We start from the raw sequence: 25,270 nt of genomic DNA, 5'->3' as shown, positions 1-25,270 counted from the left end.
GGCAAGAGATTGGATGAAGTTCCACAGTCGCGGACAATTAGTAAGGTAACGAATTTATTTCAATTATTGAAAGAAGACCGCGAAATTAAGAAATGGTAAAGGTTGTCGGCGCCATGCTTCCGCTTGCGCACAAACAACGCGATGCGGGGGCATCCATGTACTACGCGGAGCTCAGCGGCCCGAACGGCAAACCGTCGGTGCTGTCCACGGCTGTGCAGAACGGTTCGTCAAAGACGGCCGGCACGGCAAAGGACGGGCTGGCCAAATCGGACGCGAAACCGGTGGACGGCGACAAGAAGACACAGTCGCCGGCCTACACCATCAGCCAGTCGATGGAATCGCTGCTGGACAGCATGACCGGCAAGGGCGGCGCCCAGGCGGCGGGCGGCGGCGGGCCGGCCACCGCCAACAGCGGCGTGGACCGCGCCAAGCAGGCGCAATCGCTGATGCAGTCGGCGCTGGACCACGGCAAGGATCTGGCCGGCATGTTCGGCAAGGGCATCGACGCGCTGAAGCAGGGGCTGGGCGATACGCTGAGCGCACTGGGCGTTCCGCAGAACCGCATCGACGATGCCGTGAAGGGTTTCGGCGACGGCCTGAAGTCCAAGCTCGACGGCATGAACCTCAGCGATCTGTCGGTGGACATGCAGGCCACCCAGTCGCAATGGTCGATCGAGTCACACGGAATCGACCTGGAAATCCAGGACGGCGACCGCAGCGTCAAGATTTCCTTCGCGAAATCAACCCTGGACTTCCGGCGCGACGATCAACGTCTGCAGGCGTCGCTGGGCAAGGGCGGCGACATGGCGCTCAGCGCAACCGGCATGACCACCACCGCCACCGGCAAGTCCACCGGCATGATCGTCCGTTCCGAAGGTTTCAGCGAGGATGAGATCAAGGATATCCTCGGCAAGCTGAACGACATGGCCGCCAAGAGCGGCGGCGGCGATGGGATGAAGGGGCTGGCGGTGCTGAAGCCGACCACGTCGAAGGACGGCGTCACCCACCTGACGCTCGACCTGTCCACGCCGATTGCGGGGCTGTCGACCGGGAAGGCCGCAGCGGCGGCGGACGGTGCGGCGACCGCTGCAACCGCCGGCACGTCAGCGAAGCCGCAGGGCGTCAACCTGACCGCCTGATCCGGTTTTCTACGTTCATTGTCACAGCACCGGCCCGGATCCGTCCGGACCGGCGCTTGCCCATGCGGGATGGCTTCTTTACAAGCGGTCGCGGTGGCGGCCCCAGGGCCGTGCACCGTCCGTCCTCCCGGAACCATCGCCCGGATGAACGCCATGACCGACCGCGACACGCTGCTGGCCCTGAACCAAGCCTTCTACCGGGCCTTCACAAATCGCGACGCCGCCGCGATGGAAGCCCTGTGGGCGGAAACGCTGCCCGTCTCCTGCATCCATCCCGGCTGGACCGCCCTGTTCGGGCGCGACGCGGTGCTGACCAGCTGGCGGGACGTGCTGCGCACGCCCAGCGGCATCGTCGTCGAGGCGCGGAACGAGCGCGTGACCCTGCATGGCGACACCGCCCTGGTGGTCTGCGAGGAAACGCTGGGCGACGCCGTGCTGGCCGCCACCAACCTGTTCGCCCGCGAAAAGGGCAGCTGGCGCCTCGCCCATCATCAGGCCGGCCCCATCGCCCATGCCCGCGCGGATGTCGAGATCCCGGCCAAGCCGCCTCGCCGCCTGCACTGATCCTTGCTCTCACGGCAGACTGGCCACCTCCGGCCGCGCTTCCAGGCGGCGGACGAGATCGATGACCACATGGTCGGCGGTGACCCGATCGGGGTCGCTGTTGGTCAGCGCCACCACGCCCCAGCGGTGCGCCTTCGAGAAGGCGATATAGGCGTTGAAGCCGCCGGTGGAGCCGGAATGCCAATGGATCGGCGTGCCGTCCGTGGCCCAGGCGACGAACCAGCCGAGCGCCATCGCCCCGCTTCCCAGGCTGCCCGGATCGGCCAGCGACCGCCCATCCACCTGCACCGACTGCGCCAGCGCCAGCGTCGCCGCCACCGGCGGGGCACAGCCATGGCCGCCCGGCCCGGCAGCCGCACCCGCCGGACAGTCGCCGAGATTGGCGGACAGCCAGCGCAGCAGATCGTCGGCCGAGGAATAGAGGCCGAAGGCGGGCAGCATCGCCGGAGCCTCCCAATCCGGAACGACCCGGCCGCGGGCATGGCCTGCCGCCTTGCGCACCCGCTGCTCGGAGGTCGGATGCAGGGTGGTGTCGCGCATCCCGAAGCGGTCGGTCACCACCCGCTTCAGCAGCGTTTCGTATGACTGGCCGGCCGCCGCCGACAGCGCCTCCCCCAGAACCGACATGCCGGCATTGGAATAGCTGAAGCGCACGCCCGGCGACACCGGCAGCCGATAGCCGGACAGCCACAGCGCCAGTTCGCCGCGTGACAGCGGCTTGTAGGGGTTGCGGGGGTCCTCCAGCCGGTTCCACGAGAAACGTGGGGTTTCGGGCACGTTGGGCAGGCCGGCCGTGTGGGTGGCGAGGTCGCGCAGCCGGATCGGTCGGCCCTCATACTCCGGCACATGGGCGACCGGCACCGGGCCGACGCGGCGCAGATGGCGCTGCAGCGGGTCGGCGGGATCGACCCGACCCTCCCGCATCAGCTCCGCCATGATGGTGCCGGTGAAGGGCTTGGTCAGCGAGGCGATCTGGAACAGGGTGCGCCCATCGGGCGGCCCGCCGTCGGGGCGCCCGGCATCGCCGCGCCCGACCACCAGCGTCCGGCCGTCGCGGATCACGCCGACCACCAGACTGCCGGCACCGGCCGGCGGCTGCCGGTCCTCCACCGCGCGGGTCACGTCATCCACCAGCCGGTCGGGAATACGATCCAGGCCGATGGCCCCGGTCGGGCCGAGCGGAACGCTCCACAGCAGCAGACACAAAACGCCCCAGAGCAGCCCGCGCCGCATCCCCGCCTCCGCCCGGCCCCAATCGCGAGTACGGAGAGTGGGCGGACGTACGGCGGGCGGACAGGGCCGCGAAGGGCGATGCGGCGAAAGACGGCGCGGGAGCCGCCGGGGTACTCCGCCACCGCCCCGCCACCGCCCAACCGGTCGGGCTTGGCAGAGCGGGGATGGCTATTCGGTGGGCCGTTATTCGGTGGGGATGTCGGCCCTGGGCGGGCGGCGGTCCTTGACGATGGACAGCGGAACGTCGTCGGCCGCAATCTCCAGGATCGGATGGCCGTCCAGCAGCGACGGACACCGCTTCACCTGGGTGAAGGCCAGGAAGAAATCGGCCTTGCGCCAATCCGGCTCGATCCCGTTCACCAGACGCAGCCAGGGCGGCAGTTCGAACCGCACCGCCAGCGTGTTGCCGCAGACAGTCAGCGTGTACTGGCGCGGCGGGGCATGGCCGTCATTTTCGCGCTCGACATACTCGACCAGTTCCTGCAGCGCCTCGTGCAGCGAGTTGCCCCAGTAATCCAGCTCGAACTTGCCGTCGGCGCCGCGTACGCCTCCGACGAACTGGTTGTAGTACACGTACTGGTTCGGGTGCATGGCGCCCAACTGCCACGCGTACACCACGCCGACCACGGTCATCGCCGCGGCGAAGGTCTGCCCCAGCGCCCGGCCGCCCCGCTGGCACAGGGTCCACAGCCGGTCGGCGGCGATGGCCGCCATCACCACCATGGGCGGGGCCAGGAACAGGAAATGGCGGATGCCGTTGTAGACCGACGGCCGCATCAGCACGAACAGCAGGATCGGCAGGAAGCCCGCCAGAACCAGCGGCGTGTAGCGGACGACCGTGAAGGCCCCGGTCCGCCGCCAGCCGCCGCGCGCCAGCCAGACCGCCGCCATCACCACCGCCACCCCGACGCCGATCACCACCGCCTCCGGCAGCTTCACCGCCAGATAGACCGGCAGGTACAACGCGGGCGGCGCGTTGGAATGGACCAGCTCGCCCATGAACAGCGTCTGGATGTCGATGGGGAAATGGGAGACGACGCGCAGGGCCTCCAACGGGTTGCGGAACGGCCGCTGCACCACCCAGGGCCAGAACACCGCCATGATGACATAGGCGACGGGGATCGCCGGCCACAGGCTGAGGAAGGCGCGCCGCGCATCGACCAGCGCCCAGCGCCGGCCCTCCTGGCGCGTCACCAGCGCGAAATGCATCGCCATGGCGACCGCCAGATAGAAGCCGGCCAGCACCGCGCCGACGCGGATCGCCAGCGTCAGGCCCAGCACCAGCCCGAACTTCAGCACCGCGCTGCGGCTCGGCCGCGGCATCTGCTTCAGGATGCGGGTGGCGAAATAGAGCGTCCACACCATGCCGGCCGCGAAAGGCACGTCCTTGGTGTTGTTGAACATGGCGCCGTAATAGACGCCGCTCAGCGACAGCAGCGCCGCGGCGATGAAGCCGGCGCGCGGACCGGCCAGCAGCCGGGTATAGCGCCAGGTGCCGGCGATGCCCAGCACGCCGACCAGCGCGCAGAGCAGGTGCCGCGTCTCATACTCCTCGAAGGGAGAGAAGGGCACGATCACGGCGGTGACGAGGTCGAAAAGCCCGCCGTAATAGGCCAGATCCTTGAAATGGAAGGCAGACCGGTCCTGGAAGCCGCTGAGGTAGTAGGACAGCAACTTCTTGCCGTAGATGTGCTGCACCTCCTCGTCCGTGCTGATGCCGTAGCTGAGGAAGGTCAGCGCCGCGAGGATCAGCAGGCCCAGCAGAAGCGCGCGCGACAGCCCGTCCCACAAAGCCGCCTCGCCGCGCGGCAGCACGACGCCGCCGGCGCCGGCGGTGGACGGCGCGGCCGTCGCCACGGCGGGGCGGCGGGCAGAGGAGGAAGTGGGGCCGCCGACGGCATTTCCGTCGTCGCGCAGGCCGGTCTCGATGCTCATCGGCGCGGCTCCCGCCCCACTGATCCGCCGACAGGATCGAACTCATGCTCATCCCGGCCATCCGCCGGGCCGAAGCCATGGGCCGATCGCACGATGAACAGCGGCCGCCCCTTCACCTCCGCGAAGACACGGCCCAGATAGTCGCCGATGATGCCCAGCGTGATCAGCTGGATGCCGCCCAGGAACAGCACTGCGACCAGCAGCGATTCATAGCCCGGCACGTCGATGCCGTGGACCAGCGTGCGGACCAGGCGGATCAGGATATAGACGAAGGCGACGCCCGAAACCGCCATCCCGACCAGGCTCCACACCCGCAGGGGGAAGGTGGAGAAGGCGGTCAGACCGTCGAAGGACAGGCGCAGCAGCTTGACGAAGCCCCATTTGGTGTCGCCGCCGGCGCGCTCCCCCTGTTCGTAGGGGATCGCGGCCTGACGGAAGCCGACCCAGGCGAAGATGCCCTTCATGAAGCGCGTGCGCTCCGGCATCCGGTTGATGACCTCGACGACGCGGCGGTCCATCAGGCGGAAATCGCCGACCTCGCGCGGCAGCTTGATCTCCGACAGATGGTCGAAGACCCAGTAGAACAGGCGGGCGAACAGGCGGTGCTTCAGGCTCTGGCCGACGCGGGCGTGGCGCACGGCGACCACCACGTCGAAGCCCTCGCGCCATTTGGCGATGAAGGCCGGCAGCAGTTCCGGCGGATGCTGCAGGTCGGCGTCCATCGGCACCACGGCGTCGCCGGTGGTGTGGCTCAATCCGGCGGACAGCGCCAACTCCTTGCCGAAATTGCGCGACAGATCGACCACCTTCACCCGCGCTTCGCGGTCATGGACGTCCAGCAGCCGGTCGATGGTGTCGTCGCGGCTGCCGTCGTTGACGCAGACCACTTCCCAATCCATGTCCAACCGGTCCAGCACCGGGACCAGCCGGGCGAACAGGGCCTCGATGTTCGGCCCCTCGTTGTAGAAGGGAATGACGACCGACAGGCAGCCGCGTCGCGGGCGACCCGACCTGTTCGCCGGAGGCCGGTTCGCCGATGGAAGGACCTCGCCCTCATGGCGGACGGGAGTGGTCCGGACCTCCGGAGAAGCCGCGGAAAGGGGCGCGTCGGGAATGGACATGGCCAGCCGTCGGGTCAAAGCGTCAGGGACCGGGAGATGAAGGGATCGGCGACGACCCCGGTCGGCCGCTGCGCCCTTCGGCATATATCACGATACGGGGGGATGTTCAAAATGCCTCTCCTGTGACCGCCACGGCACAAAAAATGGCCTGTCCGCCCATGAATGCGTCCGGACCCCGGTTACCTGCGATCTGCCGAAACAGGCAAACATCCTCCGTTGCCGTTTATTCCATTGCGGCGGAACGGCCGCATTCCCCTACGTCATCGACAGGTCACTCCGGTTGCCGGCACACACAACCGCACCATACCGGGGCATGTGGCACGCTTTCTGAAACAGGTCGCAATGCCTGACCTTTTCGGATCGTCCCCGAACGAAGGTTGGGCAACGTCCCTGTGCCGATGGAGGCCCCGGCCATGAGCCTTTTCAATCGCTTTTCCGTAGGAAGCAAGATCACGGCGGCCAGCGCCGGCATCCTGGTGTTCCTGGTGCTGATCGGCGGTATCGGCATTGCGGCGCTGTCGGAAGCCGGCGGCGCCGTGGACACCTACCGGCGGCTCGGCCAGCAGACCAACGAGCTGGGACGCATCCAGGCCCTGATGCTGGAGATGCGCCAGCAGGCCACCCGTTTCCTGCTGACCGGCGATGCGGAGGTCGGCGCCACCGTCCGGCGCACCGCGGAGGACGCGGCGCAGACCATCGACAAGGCCCGCGCCCTGTTCACCGACCCCGCCCTGCTGCAGACGGCCGACCACATGGCGCAGGAGATCGCCCAGTATCGGGAGGCCTTCGCTGCCATGATGGATTTCCAGGACCAGCGCAGCAAGGCCATCGCTGACCTGGACGAGATCGGGCCGCGGCTGGAAACCGCGCTGGACGGCATCATGGACAGCGCCGGCGCGGCGGGCGACACCGACGCCGCCTATCTGGCGGGCATGGCGCTACGCCACATGCTGTCGGCCCGCATCTCGGCGACGCGCTACAATGTCGACGGCTCCCCGGCGCTTGCCGCCCAGACCCGGTCTCAGTTCACCGACGCCGCCGGCCGCGGCGGCGCGATGATGGCGAAGCTGACCGACATGGACCGCCGCAAGATGGCGATGTCCTACACCGCCATGCTGCGCGTCTACGTCAGCGGCTTCAATGCCGTGGTCAAGGCCACCACCGAGCGCGACCGGCTGGTCAACGAGGTGCTGATCCCCGTCGGCGATTCCATCGCCAAGGAGGCGGAACAGCTGACGGAAGCCAGCGTCGGCCACCAGAAGGAGTTGGGCATGGCGACCGGCGCCTTCCTCGCCAAGGCGCGCGGCGGGATGGTGCTTGCTTCGCTGGTCGCCGTGGTCCTGGGTCTGGCGACGGCGCTGCTGATCGGCCGCGGCCTGTCGCGGCCGGTGGTCGCGATGACCGACCGCATGACCCGGCTGGCCGGCGGCGACCGCAGCGTCGACATCCCCGGCCTGGATCGCGCCGACGAGATCGGCGGAATGGCCAAGGCCCTGCAGGTGTTCAAGGACAGCCTGATCGAGAGCGACCGGCTGGCCGAAGCCCAACGCGCCGACCATGCGGCGCAGCGTGGCCGCGGCGAACGCATCGACCGGCTGACCCAGGAGTTCGACCGGCTGGTGCTGCAGGCGCTGGGCCGGGTATCGGCGGCGGCGACCCAGTTGCAGGCGACCGCCCAGACCATGTCGGCCACCGCGGAGCAGACCACCCGGCAGGCCGATGCGGTCGCCAGCGCATCCAATGAAGCGACCGGCAACGTGGAGACAGTGGCCGCCGCGACGGAGGAACTGACGGCCTCCATCGCCGAGATCGGCCGGCAGGTGGCGGAGAGCACCCGCATCGCCGGTCAGGCGGTCGCCACCGCCGAGAAGACCGACGGCACCGTCCGCGGTCTGGTCGACGCCGCCCAGCGCATCGGCGAGGTGGTGCAGCTGATCACCGACATCGCCAGCCAGACCAACCTTCTCGCGCTGAACGCCACCATCGAGGCGGCACGCGCCGGCGAGGCGGGCAAGGGCTTCGCCGTGGTGGCGTCGGAGGTCAAGAACCTCGCCAGCCAGACCGCGAAGGCGACGGAGGAGATCGGCAGCCAGATCGCCGGCATTCAGGAGATCAGCCGGCAGGCCGCCGGCGCCATCGCCGAGATCGGCCGGGTGATCGCCGAGATCAACCACATCTCCACCACCATCGCCGCCGCGGTGGAGGAACAGGGCGCGGCCACCAAGGAGATCAGCCGCAACGTCCAGCAGGCGGCGCGCGGCACGCAGCAGGTGTCCGGCAACATCGCCGGCGTGTCGGAAGCCGCGGCCTCCACCGGCGACGCCTCGCGCGAGGTGCTGACCGCCGCCGACGGGCTGAACCACGAGGCGACCGACCTGCGCGGCTTCGTGTCGCGGTTCCTGGCCGAAATGCGCGCCGCGTAAGAAACAGCGCCGATCTTCAGCACTGCGGTGACAGTTATGGCGCCGGCGGGACCCGAATGGACCGGGGCTTGCCGGCGCCCTTCTTCTGGCGGGCAGCCCTGCTCCTTTGTCCGGTTACTTTCTCCTTGCGCCACGCCGCCCCCTTGGGCACATAGGCGCGATGATCCTGACCCCCATCGCCATCGACGACATGCCGAAGGCCATCGCCGCCTTCGACGCCCATCTGGACGGCCATGCCCAAGCGCGGGCCGCCTTCCGCCGGATCGCCTCCACCTGGCCGGTGCGGCCGGCGGACGAGCCCGGCGGCGGCGTCGACACGTCAGCCCACCGGGCGGACGCGGTGCGGCTGGCCCATGCCCACGGCATCGACACGCTGGACGAGCCGCCCAGCCGCTCCTTCATGTGGGACGGCAAGGTGATCCGCACCGATGTCGAGGCGACGGTGATCGTGCATGAGGTGGCGCACTGGCTGTGCGCGACGCCGGAGCGGCGGACCCTGATCGACTACGGCCTCGGCCCCGGTCCGGAGACCACCGCCCGCAAGGAAGCCCGTGCCGACAAGCGCCTGTGCTTCGAGGACTGCATGCACGAGGAGCAGCAGACCTCCCTGCTCGGCGTGCTGTGGGAAGTGGAACTGGGCCAGCCGGGGATCCTGGCCTTCCTGGAGCAGAACTGGATGGAGCATTGGGAGCGGCCGAGCACCGCCGCCTTCTTCATCCGCCACGCCGAGGAGTTGTTCACCCGTGGCCTGATCGACGCCGACGGCCGCCCGACGACCGCGCGCGACTGGGCGGATGCCCGACAGGGCGTCCGGGTGCTTTCCCCGCAGTTTTAAAACGCTATGCAGTGACCGTGTGCCGTCCGACCGGGCCTCCGGCTCACGGACGGCACCGTCACGACGGGCAAGATGCGCAAGCTGTCACGCAGCCAAAATGCGAAAGGCCGGCACCCGATGGTCCGGCCTTTTGAGATCGCATGCTCCGGCGTAAAGACCGGAGGAAACTGGAGCGGGCGAAGGGATTCGAACCCTCGACCCCAACCTTGGCAAGGTTGTGCTCTACCCCTGAGCTACGCCCGCGCTCCGTACCGCCTTCCAACCAACTTTTGCTTCAGCAACTTGTCGGTGCCGTCCGGCGGTGTGCGGCGGACTATACTCATCGGCCGACGCAATGCAAGGGCCTTGTTTCAGTTTTTTTCACCGTCTGGACGATTTTCCGCGCAGTCGGTAAAAGGGCTGTCATGGACACCGCATCGACCTCCCTTCCGGGCGTCTCCCTGCCAGATGGCGACGCGCCGCTTCCGACCTCTCCGGACCAGTTGCTGGCGCGGCTCGACGCGCTGGGCATCCAGGCGACCACGCACAGCCACCCCCCGCTGCACACGGTGGAGGAGAGCAAGGCCCTGCGCGGCGCTCTGCCCGGCGGCCATTGCAAGAACCTGTTCCTGAAGGACAAGAAGGACCAGCATTGGCTGGTGGTGGCGCTGGAGGATGCGCAGGTCGACCTGAACCGGCTGGACAAGGTCATCGGGTCGGCGCGGCTGTCCTTCGCCTCGGCGGAGCGGCTCTGGCGCTTCCTCGGCATCCGGCCGGGATCGGTCACGCCCTTCGCCCTGGTCAACGACACCGAGCGCAAGGTTCGCGTGGTCCTGCAGCAGGCGATGATGGAGCATGAGCTGCTGAACTATCATCCGCTGCTGAACGACCGCACCACGGCGATCCGGCGCGACGACCTGCTGCGCTTCATCCGGGCCTGCGGTCACGAACCGGCGATCGTCGAGTTCGGCCGCGCAGAGAGCGACAGGGCGGACTGACCGGCAGGGCGGCCGTTTCCACGCAATGCTTGCCTGAGCCGCCTTGCGCGCTCACATATGTCGCCAACGACAGGGTCCGGACCGCCAGCGGCCTGACCGGCAACTCCATGGCCCACCGGGATGTCCTAATGGGCCAGGCATCACCAACGGGACCGAAACACGCCATGTTCTCCATGCCCCCCGCCAACGGGTCCAAGCCCGCCGCTCCCGGTGCCGCCCCCGGTGCCGCCGACATCGTCAAGGACAGCACCGACCGCGCCTTCATGGCGGACGTGATCGAGGCCTCGGCCGACGTCCCGGTGATCGTCGATTTCTGGGCACCCTGGTGCGGCCCCTGCAAGCAGCTGGGTCCGATCATCGAAAAGGTGGTGCGCGCCGCCAAGGGCGCGGTGCGCCTGGTGAAGATCGACACCGACGCCAACCCGATGATCGCCTCGCAGCTGCGCGTGCAGTCGATCCCGGCGGTCTATGCCTTCTTCCAGGGCCGTCCGGTCGACGGCTTCATGGGCGCCCTGCCCGAATCGCAGGTGAAGGCCTTCGTCGACAAGCTGGTGGCGCTGGCCAAGCAGGCCGGGGCCGGCGGTGGTGCCGGCGAGCTGCTGGAAGAGGCCTTCGCCCAGGCCAAAGAAATGATGGAAGCCGGCGACCTGCAGGGCGCGCTCGACCTCTACAGCCAGATCATGCAGGCCGAGCCGGAGAACGCCCAGGCCTATGCCGGCATCATCCGCTGCCTGATCGCCGCCGGCGACCTGGAGAATGCCAAGCAGATGCTGGCCCAGGCCCCGGAAGCCATCGCCAAGGACAAGGAGCTGGCCAACGTCCGCGCCGCTCTCGACGTGGCGGAGCAGGCCGCCAATGCCGGCCCGATCCCGGAGCTGATGGAAAAGGTCGCCCACGACCCGAACGACCATGCCTCGCGCTTCGACCTCGCCATGGCGCTGTTCGCCGCCGGCAAGCGTGAAGCGGCGGTGGACGAGCTTCTGGAAATCTTCAAGCGCGACCGGACCTGGAACGACGACGGCGCCCGCAAGCAGTTGGTGAAGTTCTTCGAGGCGTTCGGCCAGACCGACCCGCTGACGGTGAAGACCCGCCGCCGTCTGTCGACCATGATGTTCAGCTGACGCTTTTCCGAAAACAGGACGGCTGTTCCATCGGCGAAGGGGTTCTATCTGATTGGCATGACCAGAAACCCCACCAGATACCCCTTCGACCCTGAGTTCAGCCAGTTGCCGGCGATGATGCCGATCTTCCCGCTGGCCGGCGTTCTGCTGCTGCCGCGGGCGCGGTTGCCGCTGAACATCTTCGAGCCGCGCTATCTCGCCATGGTCGAGGACGCGCTGGGCAGCGGCCGCATGATCGGCATGGTCCAGCCCCTCGACCCGGCCGGACGCGAGCGCGAGCCGGCCGTCTATCCCTGCGGCTGTGCCGGCCGCATCACCAGCTTCGCCGAGACCGACGACGGCCGCCTTCTGATCACCCTGACCGGAGTCGCCCGGTTCGAGATCGGACGCGAGGTGGAGGGTGCGCGCGGCTATCGGCGGGTGGTTCCCGACTGGCGCCCCTTCCGCACCGATCTGGAGCCCGAGGCCTGCGGCGATATCGACCGCAACCGGCTGCTCGGCGCGCTGAAGACCTATTTCCGCGTCCAGGGCCTGTCGGTCGACTGGAAATCCATCGAATCGACGCTGGACGAGCGGCTGGTCAACTCGCTGGCGATGATCTGCCCCTTCACGCCCGGCGAGAAACAGGCGCTGCTGGAGGCGCCGACCCTGGCGGAACGCGGGAAGCTCTTGATCGGACTGGTCGAGATGGCCATTCTCGACAGCCATGACGGGGACGGTCCGCCGCCCAAGCATTGACGGTCTTCCAATCACCGCCCTTCTTCCAATCATTATGAGACACGAGATGGCGACGCCCGAGGACAAGAGCAGCGACGCGAAAACCAACGCCCGCGTCGACCCCAAGCTGCTGGAGATTCTGGTCTGCCCGCTGACCAAGGGTCCGCTGCGCTATGATGCCGAGCGCGCCGAACTGGTCAGCGAGCGTGCCGGGCTGGCCTATCCGATTCGCGACGGCATCCCGATCATGCTGATCGACGAGGCCCGCAGCCTGGACAAGGCGGGGTCGCAGCGATGAGTGCAGGCGCCGAGACAGGCGATGGATTCGGCACGGTCCACTGGCCGACCGAAATCCGCCTGAAGAAGGAGGAGAAGCGGCTGGAGGTCGATTTCGACGACGGCCGGACCTTCTCCTACCCGGCGGAGTTCCTGCGCGTGGTCAGCCCGTCCGCCGAGGTGCAGGGCCACAACCCCAGCCAGAAGCAGACCGTCGCCGGCCGCCGCCATGTCGGCATCATGCGGCTGGAGCCGGTCGGCAATTACGCCATCCGCATCGTCTTCGACGATTTGCACGACAGCGGCATCTACAGCTGGAAATACCTCTACGAGATCGGCACCGAACAGGAGACCCTGTGGGCCGAATATCTTGAGGAGTTGCAGGCCAAGGGCCTGAGCCGCGACCCGCGGCGGTGATCGTGTCCCTCTCCCGACCCAAGCCGGGAGAGGGCGCTCACCTCACTTCCAGATCGGCTTCCCGCTGCCGGGCAGGCCGTACAGGTCCCATTTGCGGCTGACCTTCTCCACGACCTCATCGGTCATGTGGAGCTTCTCGCCCCATTCGCGCTTGGTCTCCGGCGGCCATTTGTTGGTGGCGTCCAGACCGACCTTGCCGCCAAGCCCCGACTCCGGGCTGGCGAAGTCGAGATAGTCGATCGGCGTGCCCTCGATCACCGTGATGTCGCGGGCCGGGTCCATGCGGGTGGAGATCGCCCACATCACGTCCTTCCAGTTCCGCGCGTCGATGTCGTCGTCCACGACGATCACCCACTTCGTGTACATGAACTGGCGCAGGAAGGACCAGACGCCCATCATCACCCGCTTGGCGTGGCCGGGATAGGCCTTCTTCATGCTGACCACCGCGATGCGGTAGGAGCAGCCTTCCGGCGGCAGCCAGAAATCGACGATTTCCGGGAATTGCTGGACCAGCAGCGGGATGAACACCTCGTTCAGCGCCTCGCCCAGCACCGACGGTTCGTCGGGCGGCCGGCCGGTGAAGGTGGAGAGATAAATCGGCTTGCGCCGCATCGTCATGGCGGTGACGGTGAAGACCGGGAAGGGCTCGACCGAGTTGTAATAGCCGGTGTGGTCGCCGTAGGGCCCCTCGTCGGCATACTCGTCCAGGCTGACATGGCCCTCCAGGACGATTTCCGCTTGGGCCGGCACCTTCAGCGGCACCGTCTTGCACTCCACCAGCTCGACCTTCTTGCCGCGCAGCAGGCCGGCGAACTGGTATTCGGACAGGGTGTCGGGCACCGGCGTCACCGCCGCCAGGATGGTGCCGGGATCGGCCCCCAGCACGACGGCGCAGGGCAGCGGCTCGCGCTTGCCGCCCTTTTTCTCTTGATGGGCGGCCCAGCGGTGATGGTGCTGGGCGCCGCCGCGATGCTTCAGCCAGCGCATGATGGTCTTATTCTTCCCCAGCACCTGCATGCGGTAGATGCCGAGGTTGAAGTCGTCCTCGCGCTTGCCCGTCGGGCCCTTGGTCACCACCAGCGGCCAGGTGATGAGCGGCGCCGGCTCGCCCGGCCAGCAGCTCTGCACCGGCAGGCGGCCGAGGTCGATGTCGTCGCCGGTCAGCACCACCTCCTGGCACGGCGCCGAGCCGACGGTCTTCGGCTTCATCGACAGCACGGTCTTGGCGAGCGGGATCAGTTCCAGCGCCTCGCGGAAGCCGCCCGGCGGCTCCGGCTGCTTGAGGAAGGCCAGCGTTTCGCCGACCGCGCGCAGCTGGTGCGGCTCGCGGTCCATCCCCCAGGCGACCCGCTCCACCGTGCCGAACAGGTTGACCAGCACCGGCATCTCGGAGCGCGTGCCGTCGGCCTTGACGACATTCTCGAACAGCACCGCCGGGCCGTTCTCGGCCAGCAGGCGGGTCTGGATCTCGGTCATCTCAAGCACGGTGGACACCGGTTCCTTCACCACCACCAGCCGCCCCGCCTTCTCCAGCCGGTCGATGAAGTCACGCAACGAGGTGTAGGGCATCGCGGGGTGTCCAATGTGGTGGTGCATCCGAAACGGACGATAACCTTCAACTCGGCGGCCGGTCCGTCAAGTGCGGCGGGGCTGATTCCAAAACAAAACCCCTCCCCCACCCCCGGCGGACCAAGGGTCCGGCCGGGCGCAGGAAAGGGGCTTCGTCACAACTTATGAACCGGGGTGCGAGACCCGGCCAGGGATCAGGGCCTGGGATCAATACATGTGCTGGCCGCCGTTGACCGACAGGGTCGAGCCGGTCATGAAGCCGTTGTCGTCGTCGACGAGGTACAGCACGGCCTTGGCAATCTCAGACGCGCGGCCCAGGCGGCCGACCGGGATGCGGGCGACGATCTTCTCCAGCACGTTGGCCGGCACCGCGCGCACCATGTCGGTGTCGATGTAGCCGGGGGCGATGGCGTTGACGGTGATGCCCTTGGCCGCACTCTCCTGCGCCAGCGCCTTGGTGAAGCCGTGGATGCCGGACTTCGCCGCGGCGTAGTTGACCTGACCGTACTGGCCGGCCTGGCCGTTGACCGAGCCGATGTTGACGATGCGGCCGAAACCACGCTCGCGCATGCCGTCGATGACGTTGCGGCACATATTGAAGCAGGAGGACAGGTTGGTGTGGATCACCTTCTCCCACTGATCGTAGGTCATGCGGTGCATCACGCCGTCACGGGTGATGCCGGCGTTGTTGATGAGCACGTCGACCGGGCCCAGGTCGGACTCGATCGCGGCGATCCCCTTCTTGCAGGCGTCGAAATCCGCGACGTCGAACTTGTAGGTCGGGATGCCGGTGCGGGCGGTGAACTCCTCGGCCGCCTGATCGTTGCCGGCATAGTTGGCGGCGACCTTGTAACCGGCGTTCTTCAGGGCGACGGCAACCGCCTCGCCGATGCCGCGGGTGCCACCAGTGACGACTGCAACACGAGCCATAGTTCTTCTCCCCAGATTTAGTGATGATTGGTTGGTTTCTTTGACTTTTTATTATTGGGTACGGGGCTCCCTCCGCAGGTCCGGCGGATGTCCCGAGCCATAATCGAAGCGGGCCGCTTGCCCTATTGGAAAGCGGCCCGTCCGGTCATCAGTCGCGCTGGACGCAGAGGGCGATGCCCATGCCGCCGCCGATGCACAGGGTGGCGAGGCCCTTCTTCGCGTCACGCTTCTGCATTTCGAACAGCAGCGTGGTCAGCACGCGGGCGCCCGAAGCACCGACCGGGTGGCCGAGCGCGATGGCGCCGCCATTGACGTTGACCTTGCTGGTGTCCCAGCCCAGGTCCTTGTTGACGGCCAGCGCCTGGGCGGCGAAGGCCTCGTTCGCCTCGATCAGGTCGAGGTCGTCGACGGTCCAGCCGGCCTTTTCCAGCGCCTTGCGCGAGGCCGGGATCGGGCCGGTGCCCATGATCGACGGATCGACGCCGGCGGTCGCCCAGGAGACGATGCGGGCCAGCGGGGTGACGCCGCGCTTGGCCGCGTTCTCCGCCGTCATCAGCACCAGAGCGGCGGCGCCGTCATTGATGCCCGAGGCGTTGCCGGCGGTCACCGTGCCGTCCTTCGAGAAGGCCGGGCGCAGCTTGGCCAGCGATTCCACCGTGGTGCCGTGCTTCGGATACTCGTCGTCCGACACGACGACGTCGCCCTTGCGGCCCTTGATGGTGACCGGGACGATCTCGTCCTTGAAGCGGCCGGCCTTCTGGGCGGCCTCTGCCTTCTGCTGGCTGGCGGCGGCGAAGGCGTCCTGCTCCTGACGGGTCAGCTGCCACTTCTGGGCGACGTTTTCCGCGGTGTTGCCCATGTGATAGCCATGGAAGGCGTCGGTCAGGCCGTCGCGCAGCATGGTATCGAGCATCTCGGCGGAACCCATCTTGGTGCCGTTGCGCAGGTGCATGACGTGCGGCGCCATGCTCATGCTCTCCTGGCCGCCGACGACCAGGATATCGGCGTCGCCGTTCTTGATCGCCTGATAGCCGAGCGCCACGGTGCGCAGGCCGGAACCGCAGAGCTGGTTGACGCCGATGGCGGTGGCCTCCACCGGGATGCCGGCGTTGACGGCGGCCTGGCGGGCCGGGTTCTGGCCCTGGCCGGCGGTCAGGATCTGGCCAAAGATGACCTCGTTCACTTCCGCCGCGTCGGTCTTGGCGCGGGCCAGCGCTTCGCGGATCGCGACCTCGCCCAGGACGTGGGCGGGAACGGCGCTGAGGGCACCGTTGAAGCTGCCGATGGGCGTACGGGCGGCACCGGCGATGACGACTTCGGTCATTGAACGCTCCTCGAAATAGGACAGTTTTATTATAGCGCTGGTGGGACGCTCGGAGTGATTGTTACCTTAAGTCGGGCAACATGACAGGTGCAAGCTGGCCGAAGGTCGCGGCGCTAACCTGTCGCAGCAAGCCATTCGGCCAGCGGCTTCCACACTCCGGTCTCGGCGCCCGCACTCACAACCATTCCGATATGGCCGAGGGGAGGGCGCAGAATCCGGGCGCCTGGGATCGCGGCGCCCAGCGCCAGGGCGGAGGCCGGCGGGACGATGCGGTCGCGCTCCGGGATCAGGGCCAGGGTGGGGACGCGGATGGCGCCCGGATCGACCGGCAGGCCGGCGATCATCCAGGCGCCGGCCATGGTGTCGTTGCGCCCGTACCAGCCGGCCAGCGCGTCGCGCGCCACCCCGGCCACCAGCGGCACCCCGTCGTTCAGCCAATCCTCCAGCGCGACGAAGGCCGCCGCGGCGCGGGAGTCCGGCGCCATGCGGGCGAAGCTGGTGAATTTCTTCAGCGCCAGCAGCGGGTCGAGCTGGGCGAACAGCGCCTGCAGCGCATCGGTCGGCAACTCGCCCCAGCGGTCCAGAACCGGACCCCAGGGCTGGATGAAGGTCGCCACCCGACGCGCGGTGGCCGCATCCTCCGCGTGGAAATCCCACGGCGTGGCCATCAGCACCAGCCCGGCGACGGCGCGCGGCCGGCGCTGCGCCAGCGCCGCGGCCAGCAGCCCGCCCATGCAATAGCCGGCGACCGGCACCGGCGCCCCCACCGTCTCGACGACGAAGTCCAGCGCCCGCTCCAGCCGGCCGGCGATGTAATCGGTCAGGGTGAAGCGGCGCTCCAGCAGCCCCGGCCTGCCCCAGTCCAGCAGGAGCGGCCGGAAGCCGTGCGCCGCCAGCCAGCGCATCAGGCTCTTGTCCCGCGACAGGTCCAGGATATAGCCGCGATTGACCAGCGACGGCACGAACAGCACCGGCCGGCCACCCGCCCCATCGCCGCCGGCCCCCTCGCCATAATCCAGCAGGCGCGATCCGCCCTCCGTCCAGACCACCGGCGGGTCGGGCAGGTCGCGGCGGTAGGGGTGGTGGCGATACCGCTCGATCCCGGTCAGGACGGCGTCGATGCGGCGGCGAATCTCGCGGTCGACCTCAACGGTCAGGCGGTCGGCGCCGCCCGCCACCCCGGCCAGGGCTCCGTCCGGCCTTCTGTCCGGGGTCATCCGGTCGGCCTGCGACATTTCGTCCCTGAGCGCCGCCGCCCGGTCCCGCAGGCCCGGACTCCAGGGCAGCAAGCCGTTCCTCAAGAGCGGCAATGCGGCCGAGGAGCTGAGCAAGCTGCCCAGAGCCGCCGTCAGATGCAGGGCCAGCGGGCGCGGCCCCTGCCGCCTCCCCGGCCTTGTCCCTGTGCCGGGCGGAGTCCCCCCCGCCTGCCTGTCGTCCGCCAGACGATCGCTCATCGGAAGGCTGTCCGTGTTGGGGGTAGCCGGTGTTCGGGAATGGCCACGGGCGGGGATCCCAGCCGGTGCCGGCCATGGAGCCGGTGCCGAACCCGCCCATTCCGAAACCAAAAGCCCCGGCGCCCTGCCCCATCATCTGGAACAGGCGGGTCATCATGTCCGCCGTTTCCGGATCGGCGGCGCTGGCCGTCCATTGGTCCTGCCACAGGTCCAGATAGCGGCGCGCCAGCGATTCGTAGGAAGGCGGATCGCCGGACGATTGATCGGAAGGACGGTCTGGGTTCGACGGGTCGGCCATGGCCGGATTATAGGGGCGGCGGGGCCGGATTGACCAGTCCGGCATGGCTCCCCACCTGACCTTTCGGGTATCGGCGGGAGTGGCCCGGGCGCGTTCCATTTCTCCGTCTGCACCGGCTGAACCAACGCAACCGCGGCGCTATGCCGCGGCGCAACGCTGGACAAATTGCTATCCCTTCGAGTAGTCCTAATGACGGAACAATTTCCGCCGCCTGTCCCGCGTGTTCCGGAACACCAGCCCTGGAACACGTCCCTTCTTGAAAGAGTCCGCGATGGCCGACAAGGAAGACCAGAAGTCCGCTCCGATCACGATCAAGAAGTACGCCAACCGGCGGCTCTACAATACCGCCACCAGCAGCTACGTCACGCTGGACCATCTGTGCCAGATGGTGAAGGACGGCTTGGATTTCGTGGTCTATGACGCGAAGACCGGTGAAGACATCACCCGGTCCGTCCTGACCCAGATCATCGTGGAAGAGGAAAGCAAGGGGCAGAACCTGCTGCCCATCAGCTTCCTGCGCCAGCTGATCGGCTTCTACGGCGACAACATGCAGTCGGTGGTGCCGCGCTATCTGGAATATTCGATGCAGGCCTTCTCCCGCAATCAGGAGCAGATGCGCGACTATTTCCAGAACACGCTGGGCGGCATCTTCCCGTTCGGCCGGCTGGACGAGGTCAGCAAGCAGAACATGGCGATGTTCGAGCGCGCCATGCGCATGTTCACGCCCTTCGGCGCCGCCGGCGGCCCGGACGAGACGCTCGGCGGCCAGCGCCCGGCCGGCCAGACCGGCCCGTCGTCCGCAAACCCGCCCGCCGGACCGGGCGGCGTGACGTTCGACGAATTGCAGAAGCAGATCGACGAGCTGCAGAAGCAGATCGCCAGCATCGCCAGCCCGGGCAGCAAGTCGGACACAAAGTAACGGGACGGTCGGACGGATCCGGCGGAAGATTTTTCCGACAAACCGGCGGCACGGAAGGCGGGGTCATACCCCGCCTTTTTCATTGCGCGGGCCGGGACGGGCGCGCAGGCTTGCAACTGTGCATAGGGGGCACCTTCGCGTCCACGGTGCCGGTCCGGCGGAGTTGCCGGATTTGCCGGCCCGTCCAACCGTCAGGAGGGAACCGACCGTGACCACCGAATTGACCGTTTCGATCACCATGACCAGCGACGACCCGCGCGAGGTCACGCGTTTTGAAAACCTGTTGCGCGACTGGCTCAGCCATCAGCCGGGCGTGGCCGGCATGGCAATCGCCGACCGCGGCAACGATGTGGCGGCCGAAAATATCTGGCGCGCCGCCCGCAAGGCGACCTTCGGCCCGGCGCTCAAGAACCCCTTCGCTCCCTAACGGCGCTGTAGCTTTATGTTTGGCGATCGGATTCACGCTCCAAATCGATTCCGATTTTACGCGATCCGATCTAACCGGAGCGATCAGCCCCTGAACAGGTGCGGGATCATCGCTGAATCCGGGCCGACGCCGGAGCCCAGGCGCGGATCGGCCGATTCCCGCACCCCCATGCCCAGGCATTTGTCGCCGACGATCCAGGCGTGCAGGACAGCGCGCGTGTCCTCCTCGCGGAAGCAGGGCGGTGTTTCCAGCCAGACCGCGCCATGGGCCGCGACATCCTCGCCGATGTCCGGCCCGTCGTCGGCGATCACCGCCCCCTGCTCCAGGATGCGGCTCGGTGCGCCGTCCAGCCCATGCAGCGCGCGCACGGTCACCATGTCGGCCCCGGCCACGCCGCTGGGGTCCAGCGCCGCACGGCACAGGTTCGGGTGGCGTGGATAGAGATAGGACAGCACCGCCAGCAGCCCGTGGTTCGACCACAGCCAGCACCACAGCGGGGACAGCACGCTCATGCCGCTGCTGCGCAGCCGCTGAAGGAACCCGTCGTCGGCCAGCCCGTCCCAGGGGTAGAGCTTCGCCAGCCAGGAGATCGGCTGCCCCTCGTCATCCAGGAAGCGGCGGCCATCCCAGGCGATGGACTGCAGCGGCAGCAGGCGGGTGTCGATGCCGGCCTCCGCCGCGGTGGCGGCGAGATAGACCAGTTCGCCCTCGCGCACCGGATCGGGGGTGGCGCAGGTCGCATGCATGCGGCCGCGCCCCTGTACGCCCGTCGCCAGTTCCTCCCACCGCTCCACCAGCGCCTCGTGCAGGCCGTTGAACTGGTTGGCGTCGGGGGCCATCGCCTCGCGCCAGTTGCGCTGGATCAGCGAGGCGGCGAACAGCCCCTCGCAGGTGTCGTAATTGCAGCCCAGCAGCTTGACGCTGTCGCGCCCGTCATAGGCCAGCGTCAATCGTCCGGCGAGCCCGCCCGCCCGCTCGTTGCGCCGCCCGCCGGCCCAGTAATCGAGCCACGACGCCTCCAGCAGGCGCGCGAGGTCGCCGCGGATGCCGAGCGAGGCGAACAGCTTGTGCTCCATCACATGGCGCACGGCGACCGCGATCATGCTGTGCAGTTCGTCAGCAACGCTTTCGATCAGGTCGATCTGCGAAGCGGAGAACTCATAGACGGTGTCCTCCCGCCAGGCGGCTCCGGCCGACATGGCGCGCACACCATAGGGATATTTGCGGAGACCCGGGCGCCAATCGGCCCGCGGCTTCATCGTCGTCCTGCGCATGCCGGTTCCGATCCCCGGATGTCAGTGCCGGCGAGCCGGACGGCGCGCGGCGGCGGACGGGCGCGTGGAAAGGGAGACGGGCAGCAAGCTGGTCAACGGTCCACTGGTCAACGGTCAACTCCGGGGGAGGCCAATCCGACGCAGGCGCGGATGCTCGCGACGCAATCGCTGCGACGCAAGCACAGCCTTGCGTATGTAACCCGTCCCGCTGCAGCGCACCAGCGCGCATCCGCGATAGCTCCCCCTCGCGGGAGAGCGTCGGAACCGCGCCGAACGCGGTCGCCCCCAATTGACCGCCCCCAATCGACCGGAGTGGCGACGGGCCGCTGCGGCGAAAAGCGGCAGCGGCCCGTTCCGGAATGCGGCGCGCGTCAGATCAGCGGCGCCGAGGGATTCCGGGCGAGCGACCGCATCGCCCACAGCGCCAGACGGCCGCGACGCGGCTTCATCGCCTCGGCCGCCCGATGCACGGGCGGGATCGACGCCAGACCGGGGACAAGCACCGGCCGGTCGTCGCGCGTGCCGCCGAGCCGCTGGAGCCGGCGTGCCGACAGCACGAGGCGCAACACCTCCTCCTCGGACACCGCACGACGGGCCGTGACGGAGGCGAGGCTTGCCGCCTCGCACAAAGCCGCCCGTTCGGCCAACAGCCCGGTCAGGCCCTTGGCAGCCGCCGTCAATGCGGCTTCATCATAAAGGGCGAGGACAAGCGTCCTCAGCCCGTGTTCCATCCGTGTGGACATGGCGGGGGCTCCGGAAAAATCGGAATGGCATGCGGTTCTGGTGCGTGTGAATCGAAGCGAACAGATGAAAGCTCGCGGTTCGACAGGCGCAATTATCCGTGCGCGGCACCCGTTCGGCCATGCGCCCCAAGGTGGTAACACCCTGTCTGCATCTTGCTGATGCAGGATAGCCACAGTGGCTGTACCGATAAATTTCCGGGTTGGTCGGGAATGAACCGCCCCGACAGGCGGGAAGAAATGGTGGAGCCAAGGAGGATCGAACTCCTGACCTCTACAATGCCATTGTAGCGCTCTCCCAGCTGAGCTATGGCCCCACTATATTTCTTCTACTCTTCACCAACACTGGAGATGTTGGTGCGCTTGGAGGGAGTCGAACCCCCACGGCCTTTCAGCCACTAGGACCTGAACCTAGCGCGTCTACCAGTTCCGCCACAAGCGCATCCGCGTTACTTGGGGTCACGCGGGGCGCTCTATGTACCCAGACCGGGCGTCGCACTCAAGGGGGAAAATGCAATCGCGCAAAAGTTTTTTGGGGCGTGGGCATAACGCCCCCTACTCCGCCGGCTTGATCGCGTAGAAGCGGTACACCCGCACGCCGGCCTCGATGGCGGCGACGCGGCGGGCCCACAACTCGACCTCCTCCATCACCGCCAGCTTGGTGGGGGTGTCGAGTTGGAATTTCTCCAGATGTTCGACCAGCCCCTGGATGGCGGACAGGATCAGGCCGCGATGGGTGTCGGAGATGTCCTCGGCGATGCGGAGGTCGAGGTTGCGCTGGGCGAACGCGTTCGCCATACGGTCCTTCGGCCACAGGTTCGGCGTCAACGGCTCCTTGTCGCACCAGCTCTGGATCGCCTTGGCGCCCATCACATCCGCTTCGGCGATATAGTCGGTGATCAACAGGTGGCCGCGCGGCTTCAGCGCCAGTTCCATGCCGTCGAACATCTGTTCCTTGTCGCGGACGAAGAACAGGCCTTCCTTGTAGACGATGGCGTCGACGCGCTTGGGATAGCCGAAATGTTCGGGATTGAAGGTCTCGATCGGCGCCTTCTTCTCCAGCCCCAGCTTGAAGGAGCGGACCATCCCCTCCTTCGCCAGCAGTTCCGACGCCTCCAGACCGGTGACCCAGCAGCCGTACTTGCCGGCCATGGTGCGGCTGGTTCCGCCCAGCCCGGCGGCGAGGTCGAGCACGCTCATCGCCGGGTTCAGGCCCAGCGGCTTGACCAGATAGGGAATGTGATCGGCGCCGCCGGGGGTGTTGAAGCCCTCGCCCCACATCTTCTCCGCCACCTCGATGCGGGTGGCGGTCCACAGCGGCTTTCCCCAGCGGTTCATGCCGGGGCCGGGTGCGGCAGGCTGCGGTTGTTCGGGCTGGTGCGGCTGCTCCTCGCCCTTCTTCGCCTTCAGTCCGGAGAGGTCATAGCCTTCCCACCACGCATAGAGGCGCGTCTTCAGGCTCGGTCCATGCCCGGACGATCCGTCCTTGTCCGTCATCGCCCTTTGTCCGTCATCGCCGACTTCCCCATCCGACGCCGCCCGTCCGAATCCGCAGGGCGCAGCATGCTTGCGGTTGTTCTGCGCGATTCAAACACACCGCCCGCAAGAATCCGTCCGGCTTCAGGTTAGACGGACGCTAATTGCATGCAAGTGGAAAAATTTCTCCGCGGAAACACGGCCTTCAGCGCGCGGTTTTGGCATGGGTCGCGCCCGGTTCGGGCAGGGACGCCATGCGCGTGCCCGACGCATTCAGCACCGGGGCGCAGGCTGCCGGCATCTTGCGGACCACCCGCGGCTCGGGCTTGTAACCCGGCGGATGCTCGATCGCGGGGGAGGCGCTGTCCAGCCAGGACATCAGTTCGTCGTCACAGCCGTCGCCGTCGGGCTGGGCCGTCTGCTGTTCGCACAGCGGGCTGCCGGCCGGGCAGTTCAGCCGGATGTGCATGTGGCCGTCATGGCCGTGCCAGGGCCGCAGCTTGTTCAGGAAGCCGCGGTCGGACCAACTGCGCTGGCACATCGCCAGCTTGATCGCCGGATTGACGAAGATGCGGGCGACGCGGGGGTCGCTGGCGGCGATCTGGATCATCCGGGCCTGCCGGTCCGACCAGTCGGCGGTGACGCGCATGCGGTCGTAATCGACATACTTGACCTCGTCCAGCCGCTCGCGTCCGGCGCGGCCCATCGGCGGCAGGTCCAGCCGCAGCCAGACATCGGCATCCAGGCCGATCTGGTGGCTGGCATGGCCCGACGGCATCGGTCCGCCGCGCGCCTGCCCCATGTCGCCGATCAGCGCCGTGCCCAGCCCGGCCTGCGCCACCCGCTGACCGAAGTCGCGGAGCATGTCGACCAGCACCGGATGGCCGTAGTTGCGCTGGCGCGACAGGCGGATCACCTGATAGCCGACGCCTTCCGGCGTCAGGGCGCGGGCACCGGCGATGCAGCCGGCCGCGTAACCGCCGATGGATCTCGGCGCCCCCAGCGAGGGACCGGCCACCGCCCCCCAGGCGACGCTGGTGGCATAGGCCGGGATCGGAACCGGCTTCTTCTTCCGTGACTTGGCGTCGGCATCGCCGGCCGCCAGCAGAGCGGCCACCAGTCCAACGCATGCGATCGCCTTGAAGGCGCGCCCCCCGAAAGCACGAATCCCCATGTCCGTCCCCCCGCCGTCCCCGGCACCGCGGCCGATACCGCTATAGCGGATCCGTGGTTAAGGAATGATGGAGGATGCATCCGGACCGCACAACCGGACCGTCCGGCACCGGCCGGGTCCATCCGGGCAATCCGTCCGGGCAATCCGTCCGGGGTGCGTCCGACGGTCCCGACCTGGGCTCCATCGCCGCACAGGGGCACCCCACCCTGGCCGACCGGACTAGCCGCAGCGAATATTGACAGCCCGTTATTAGCAATGGAAACGTCGAATCATCACCAACAAGGAATTCGATAAAATGCCACCGACAATGAGCTTCCGTATTGGCGATATCGTCAGTGTCCGCGGTTGCTTGACCCGGCTGATCGATATTATCAACCGTGATCCTATTCATTTGGAGGACCTGATCGGTTTCCACCGTGGGCGCCTCAGCCGCGGCTATTACCTGCTGCTTCTGAAGGAACCGATGGCTGCCGGGGAGTTCCAGTTCCTGGGCTACACCCATCTGTCCGGCGGCAAATACGGCCTGCCCAGCAACGATCCCGCGGTGGAGACGGCCCGGCAGACGGTCCAAGGCTCGCTGGAGCAGAAATTCGGGGTCGCCGGGGTGAACGGCCTTGCCCGCAAGATCGCCGGCGACATCCCGGCAACGGGGGAACGCCGCCTTGCCAAGATCGTCCCGGTGATCGGCCACGACCAGGCGATGGGGCCGGCCGACCAGTATCCGGCGTCCAAGCACGGCATCGCGCAGTTCAACCTGACGGTGCCGAAGAAATTCCTGGTTTCCGCCTTCGTCGATCCCAACCGGCGGTTCCAGGGCGGCGGCCTCGACCTCGTCATCGACAAGGGAGCGGCCTATGACAGCCGGCGGGCGGTGTTCCAGTATCTGTCGGCCGCCTGAGGGCCATCGGTGCACGGGGGCAGTCCCCG

Annotated in this window: 23 protein-coding genes and 3 tRNA genes; 12 read left to right on the top strand and 14 right to left on the bottom strand. The window is 67.6% G+C overall.

Annotated features, from left to right (window positions below; all coding sequences use genetic code 11):
• Positions 1–155 precede the first annotated feature (155 nt).
• The gene (locus FZ938_RS08160) at positions 156–1,139 is read left to right on the top strand and encodes a hypothetical protein (RefSeq protein ID WP_149198066.1); all 984 of its coding nucleotides are present in this window, start codon (positions 156–158) and stop codon (positions 1,137–1,139) included.
• Between the two features lie 153 nt (positions 1,140–1,292).
• Positions 1,293–1,703 (top strand): nuclear transport factor 2 family protein, encoded by a 411-nt coding sequence (locus FZ938_RS08155; protein ID WP_246457718.1) that lies wholly within the window; start codon positions 1,293–1,295, stop codon positions 1,701–1,703.
• Between the two features lie 9 nt (positions 1,704–1,712).
• Here the strand turns inward: FZ938_RS08155 and FZ938_RS08150 are convergent, their stop codons facing one another.
• The 3 genes from FZ938_RS08150 to FZ938_RS08140 all read right to left on the bottom strand — a co-directional run bounded on the left by FZ938_RS08150 (position 1,713) and on the right by FZ938_RS08140 (position 5,992).
• On the bottom strand, positions 1,713–2,936 hold the full coding sequence (locus FZ938_RS08150; protein ID WP_149198064.1) for a serine hydrolase domain-containing protein: 1,224 nt from the start codon (positions 2,934–2,936) through the stop codon (positions 1,713–1,715).
• Positions 2,937–3,119: 183 nt separating this feature from the next.
• Positions 3,120–4,871 (bottom strand): glycosyltransferase family 39 protein, encoded by a 1,752-nt coding sequence (locus FZ938_RS08145; RefSeq protein WP_149198063.1) that lies wholly within the window; start codon positions 4,869–4,871, stop codon positions 3,120–3,122.
• Complete coding sequence (locus FZ938_RS08140; protein ID WP_149198062.1) at positions 4,868–5,992, bottom strand: glycosyltransferase family 2 protein; 1,125 nt, start codon at positions 5,990–5,992, stop codon at positions 4,868–4,870. The genes FZ938_RS08145 and FZ938_RS08140 overlap by 4 nt, the downstream gene beginning before the upstream one ends.
• 413 nt (positions 5,993–6,405) lie before the next feature.
• Here FZ938_RS08140 and FZ938_RS08135 point away from each other — a divergent pair, with 413 nt between their 5' ends.
• Both FZ938_RS08135 and FZ938_RS08130 read left to right on the top strand, forming a co-directional pair.
• Entirely contained in the window at positions 6,406–8,415 is a 2,010-nt protein-coding gene (locus FZ938_RS08135; protein ID WP_149198061.1) for a methyl-accepting chemotaxis protein, read from the top strand.
• Positions 8,416–8,575: 160 nt separating this feature from the next.
• Positions 8,576–9,250 carry an elongation factor P hydroxylase gene (locus FZ938_RS08130; RefSeq protein WP_149198060.1) on the top strand — a complete coding sequence of 225 codons (675 nt, stop codon included), beginning with the start codon at positions 8,576–8,578 and terminating at the stop codon, positions 9,248–9,250.
• A gap of 168 nt (positions 9,251–9,418) precedes the next feature.
• Here FZ938_RS08130 and FZ938_RS08125 read toward each other — a convergent pair.
• Positions 9,419–9,493, bottom strand: a tRNA-Gly gene (locus FZ938_RS08125).
• A gap of 161 nt (positions 9,494–9,654) precedes the next feature.
• Between FZ938_RS08125 and FZ938_RS08120 the strand changes: the two genes are divergently transcribed.
• The 5 genes from FZ938_RS08120 (at position 9,655) to FZ938_RS08100 (ending at position 12,758) form a co-directional block, all read left to right on the top strand.
• Positions 9,655–10,227, top strand: coding sequence for a prolyl-tRNA synthetase associated domain-containing protein (locus tag FZ938_RS08120; protein ID WP_149198059.1), 573 nt, complete (start codon positions 9,655–9,657; stop codon positions 10,225–10,227).
• Between the two features lie 164 nt (positions 10,228–10,391).
• Positions 10,392–11,348 (top strand): thioredoxin family protein, encoded by a 957-nt coding sequence (locus FZ938_RS08115; RefSeq protein WP_149198058.1) that lies wholly within the window; start codon positions 10,392–10,394, stop codon positions 11,346–11,348.
• A gap of 57 nt (positions 11,349–11,405) precedes the next feature.
• Positions 11,406–12,086: an LON peptidase substrate-binding domain-containing protein gene (locus FZ938_RS08110; RefSeq protein WP_149198057.1), complete on the top strand. Its 681-nt coding sequence runs from the start codon at positions 11,406–11,408 to the stop codon at positions 12,084–12,086.
• Between the two features lie 46 nt (positions 12,087–12,132).
• The gene (locus tag FZ938_RS08105; RefSeq protein WP_085090082.1) at positions 12,133–12,363 is read left to right on the top strand and encodes a Trm112 family protein; all 231 of its coding nucleotides are present in this window, start codon (positions 12,133–12,135) and stop codon (positions 12,361–12,363) included.
• Positions 12,360–12,758: a gamma-butyrobetaine hydroxylase family protein gene (locus tag FZ938_RS08100; protein WP_149198056.1), complete on the top strand. Its 399-nt coding sequence runs from the start codon at positions 12,360–12,362 to the stop codon at positions 12,756–12,758. Before FZ938_RS08105 ends, FZ938_RS08100 begins: the two co-directional genes overlap by 4 nt.
• Before the next feature lie 42 nt (positions 12,759–12,800).
• On the opposite strand, the gene FZ938_RS08095 is transcribed toward FZ938_RS08100, so the two are convergent.
• From FZ938_RS08095 to FZ938_RS08080, 4 genes are all read right to left on the bottom strand, one after another.
• Positions 12,801–14,327, bottom strand: coding sequence for a UbiD family decarboxylase (locus FZ938_RS08095; RefSeq protein WP_149198055.1), 1,527 nt, complete (start codon positions 14,325–14,327; stop codon positions 12,801–12,803).
• A 207-nt stretch (positions 14,328–14,534) separates the two neighbouring features.
• The gene (gene phbB, locus FZ938_RS08090; RefSeq protein WP_063635164.1) at positions 14,535–15,257 is read right to left on the bottom strand and encodes an acetoacetyl-CoA reductase; all 723 of its coding nucleotides are present in this window, start codon (positions 15,255–15,257) and stop codon (positions 14,535–14,537) included.
• 148 nt (positions 15,258–15,405) lie between these two features.
• On the bottom strand, positions 15,406–16,581 hold the full coding sequence (locus tag FZ938_RS08085; RefSeq protein WP_149198054.1) for an acetyl-CoA C-acetyltransferase: 1,176 nt from the start codon (positions 16,579–16,581) through the stop codon (positions 15,406–15,408).
• 113 nt (positions 16,582–16,694) lie between these two features.
• Positions 16,695–18,035: an alpha/beta fold hydrolase gene (locus FZ938_RS08080; protein ID WP_149198053.1), complete on the bottom strand. Its 1,341-nt coding sequence runs from the start codon at positions 18,033–18,035 to the stop codon at positions 16,695–16,697.
• A 569-nt stretch (positions 18,036–18,604) separates the two neighbouring features.
• On the opposite strand from FZ938_RS08080, the gene phaR reads away from it, so the two are divergent.
• Positions 18,605–19,252 carry a polyhydroxyalkanoate synthesis repressor PhaR gene (phaR, locus tag FZ938_RS08075; RefSeq protein WP_149198052.1) on the top strand — a complete coding sequence of 216 codons (648 nt, stop codon included), beginning with the start codon at positions 18,605–18,607 and terminating at the stop codon, positions 19,250–19,252.
• Positions 19,253–19,460: 208 nt separating this feature from the next.
• On the top strand, positions 19,461–19,679 hold the full coding sequence (locus tag FZ938_RS08070) for a hypothetical protein (protein ID WP_109075592.1): 219 nt from the start codon (positions 19,461–19,463) through the stop codon (positions 19,677–19,679).
• Positions 19,680–19,762: 83 nt separating this feature from the next.
• Here the strand turns inward: FZ938_RS08070 and FZ938_RS08065 are convergent, their stop codons facing one another.
• The 6 genes from FZ938_RS08065 to mepA all read right to left on the bottom strand — a co-directional run bounded on the left by FZ938_RS08065 (position 19,763) and on the right by mepA (position 24,343).
• Entirely contained in the window at positions 19,763–20,953 is a 1,191-nt protein-coding gene (locus tag FZ938_RS08065; protein WP_149198051.1) for a glutathionylspermidine synthase family protein, read from the bottom strand.
• A 371-nt stretch (positions 20,954–21,324) separates the two neighbouring features.
• Complete coding sequence (locus tag FZ938_RS08060) at positions 21,325–21,696, bottom strand: hypothetical protein (RefSeq protein WP_149198050.1); 372 nt, start codon at positions 21,694–21,696, stop codon at positions 21,325–21,327.
• A 238-nt stretch (positions 21,697–21,934) separates the two neighbouring features.
• Positions 21,935–22,010 (bottom strand) — tRNA-Ala (locus FZ938_RS08055).
• Between the two features lie 38 nt (positions 22,011–22,048).
• Positions 22,049–22,135 (bottom strand) — tRNA-Leu (locus FZ938_RS08050).
• Between the two features lie 113 nt (positions 22,136–22,248).
• Positions 22,249–23,190: a methyltransferase domain-containing protein gene (locus FZ938_RS08045; RefSeq protein WP_149198049.1), complete on the bottom strand. Its 942-nt coding sequence runs from the start codon at positions 23,188–23,190 to the stop codon at positions 22,249–22,251.
• A gap of 184 nt (positions 23,191–23,374) precedes the next feature.
• A complete protein-coding gene (gene mepA / locus FZ938_RS08040) occupies positions 23,375–24,343 on the bottom strand; it encodes a penicillin-insensitive murein endopeptidase (protein ID WP_149198048.1) in 969 nt (322 codons plus the stop codon).
• Between the two features lie 391 nt (positions 24,344–24,734).
• Here mepA and FZ938_RS08035 point away from each other — a divergent pair, with 391 nt between their 5' ends.
• Positions 24,735–25,241: a hypothetical protein gene (locus FZ938_RS08035; RefSeq protein WP_149198047.1), complete on the top strand. Its 507-nt coding sequence runs from the start codon at positions 24,735–24,737 to the stop codon at positions 25,239–25,241.
• Positions 25,242–25,270 lie beyond the last annotated feature (29 nt).

It is taken from the genome of Azospirillum oryzae (assembly GCF_008364795.1).
Lineage (GTDB): Bacteria > Pseudomonadota > Alphaproteobacteria > Azospirillales > Azospirillaceae > Azospirillum > Azospirillum oryzae.
This window is presented reverse-complemented; position numbering and strand designations above follow the sequence as displayed.

Excerpts from the sequence above, each read along its gene's own strand:
- FZ938_RS08155 (WP_246457718.1), top strand. The coding sequence starts at position 1,293 with ATGACCGACCGCGACACGCTGCTGGCCCTGAACCAAGCCTTCTACCGG.
- FZ938_RS08105 (WP_085090082.1), top strand. The coding sequence starts at position 12,133 with ATGGCGACGCCCGAGGACAAGAGCAGCGACGCGAAAACCAACGCCCGC.
- FZ938_RS08065 (WP_149198051.1), bottom strand. The coding sequence starts at position 20,953 with ATGCGCAGGACGACGATGAAGCCGCGGGCCGATTGGCGCCCGGGTCTC.
- phbB (WP_063635164.1), bottom strand. The coding sequence starts at position 15,257 with ATGGCTCGTGTTGCAGTCGTCACTGGTGGCACCCGCGGCATCGGCGAG.
- FZ938_RS08135 (WP_149198061.1), top strand. The coding sequence starts at position 6,406 with ATGAGCCTTTTCAATCGCTTTTCCGTAGGAAGCAAGATCACGGCGGCC.
- FZ938_RS08115 (WP_149198058.1), top strand. The coding sequence starts at position 10,392 with ATGTTCTCCATGCCCCCCGCCAACGGGTCCAAGCCCGCCGCTCCCGGT.
- phaR (WP_149198052.1), top strand. The coding sequence starts at position 18,605 with ATGGCCGACAAGGAAGACCAGAAGTCCGCTCCGATCACGATCAAGAAG.
- FZ938_RS08095 (WP_149198055.1), bottom strand. The coding sequence starts at position 14,327 with ATGCCCTACACCTCGTTGCGTGACTTCATCGACCGGCTGGAGAAGGCG.
- FZ938_RS08145 (WP_149198063.1), bottom strand. The coding sequence starts at position 4,871 with ATGAGCATCGAGACCGGCCTGCGCGACGACGGAAATGCCGTCGGCGGC.
- FZ938_RS08150 (WP_149198064.1), bottom strand. The coding sequence starts at position 2,936 with ATGCGGCGCGGGCTGCTCTGGGGCGTTTTGTGTCTGCTGCTGTGGAGC.
- FZ938_RS08140 (WP_149198062.1), bottom strand. The coding sequence starts at position 5,992 with ATGTCCATTCCCGACGCGCCCCTTTCCGCGGCTTCTCCGGAGGTCCGG.
- FZ938_RS08130 (WP_149198060.1), top strand. The coding sequence starts at position 8,576 with ATGATCCTGACCCCCATCGCCATCGACGACATGCCGAAGGCCATCGCC.
- FZ938_RS08045 (WP_149198049.1), bottom strand. The coding sequence starts at position 23,190 with ATGACGGACAAGGACGGATCGTCCGGGCATGGACCGAGCCTGAAGACG.
- FZ938_RS08100 (WP_149198056.1), top strand. The coding sequence starts at position 12,360 with ATGAGTGCAGGCGCCGAGACAGGCGATGGATTCGGCACGGTCCACTGG.
- FZ938_RS08085 (WP_149198054.1), bottom strand. The coding sequence starts at position 16,581 with ATGACCGAAGTCGTCATCGCCGGTGCCGCCCGTACGCCCATCGGCAGC.
- FZ938_RS08160 (WP_149198066.1), top strand. The coding sequence starts at position 156 with ATGTACTACGCGGAGCTCAGCGGCCCGAACGGCAAACCGTCGGTGCTG.
- FZ938_RS08060 (WP_149198050.1), bottom strand. The coding sequence starts at position 21,696 with ATGTCCACACGGATGGAACACGGGCTGAGGACGCTTGTCCTCGCCCTT.
- FZ938_RS08080 (WP_149198053.1), bottom strand. The coding sequence starts at position 18,035 with ATGAGCGATCGTCTGGCGGACGACAGGCAGGCGGGGGGGACTCCGCCC.
- FZ938_RS08110 (WP_149198057.1), top strand. The coding sequence starts at position 11,406 with ATGACCAGAAACCCCACCAGATACCCCTTCGACCCTGAGTTCAGCCAG.
- FZ938_RS08120 (WP_149198059.1), top strand. The coding sequence starts at position 9,655 with ATGGACACCGCATCGACCTCCCTTCCGGGCGTCTCCCTGCCAGATGGC.
- mepA (WP_149198048.1), bottom strand. The coding sequence starts at position 24,343 with ATGGGGATTCGTGCTTTCGGGGGGCGCGCCTTCAAGGCGATCGCATGC.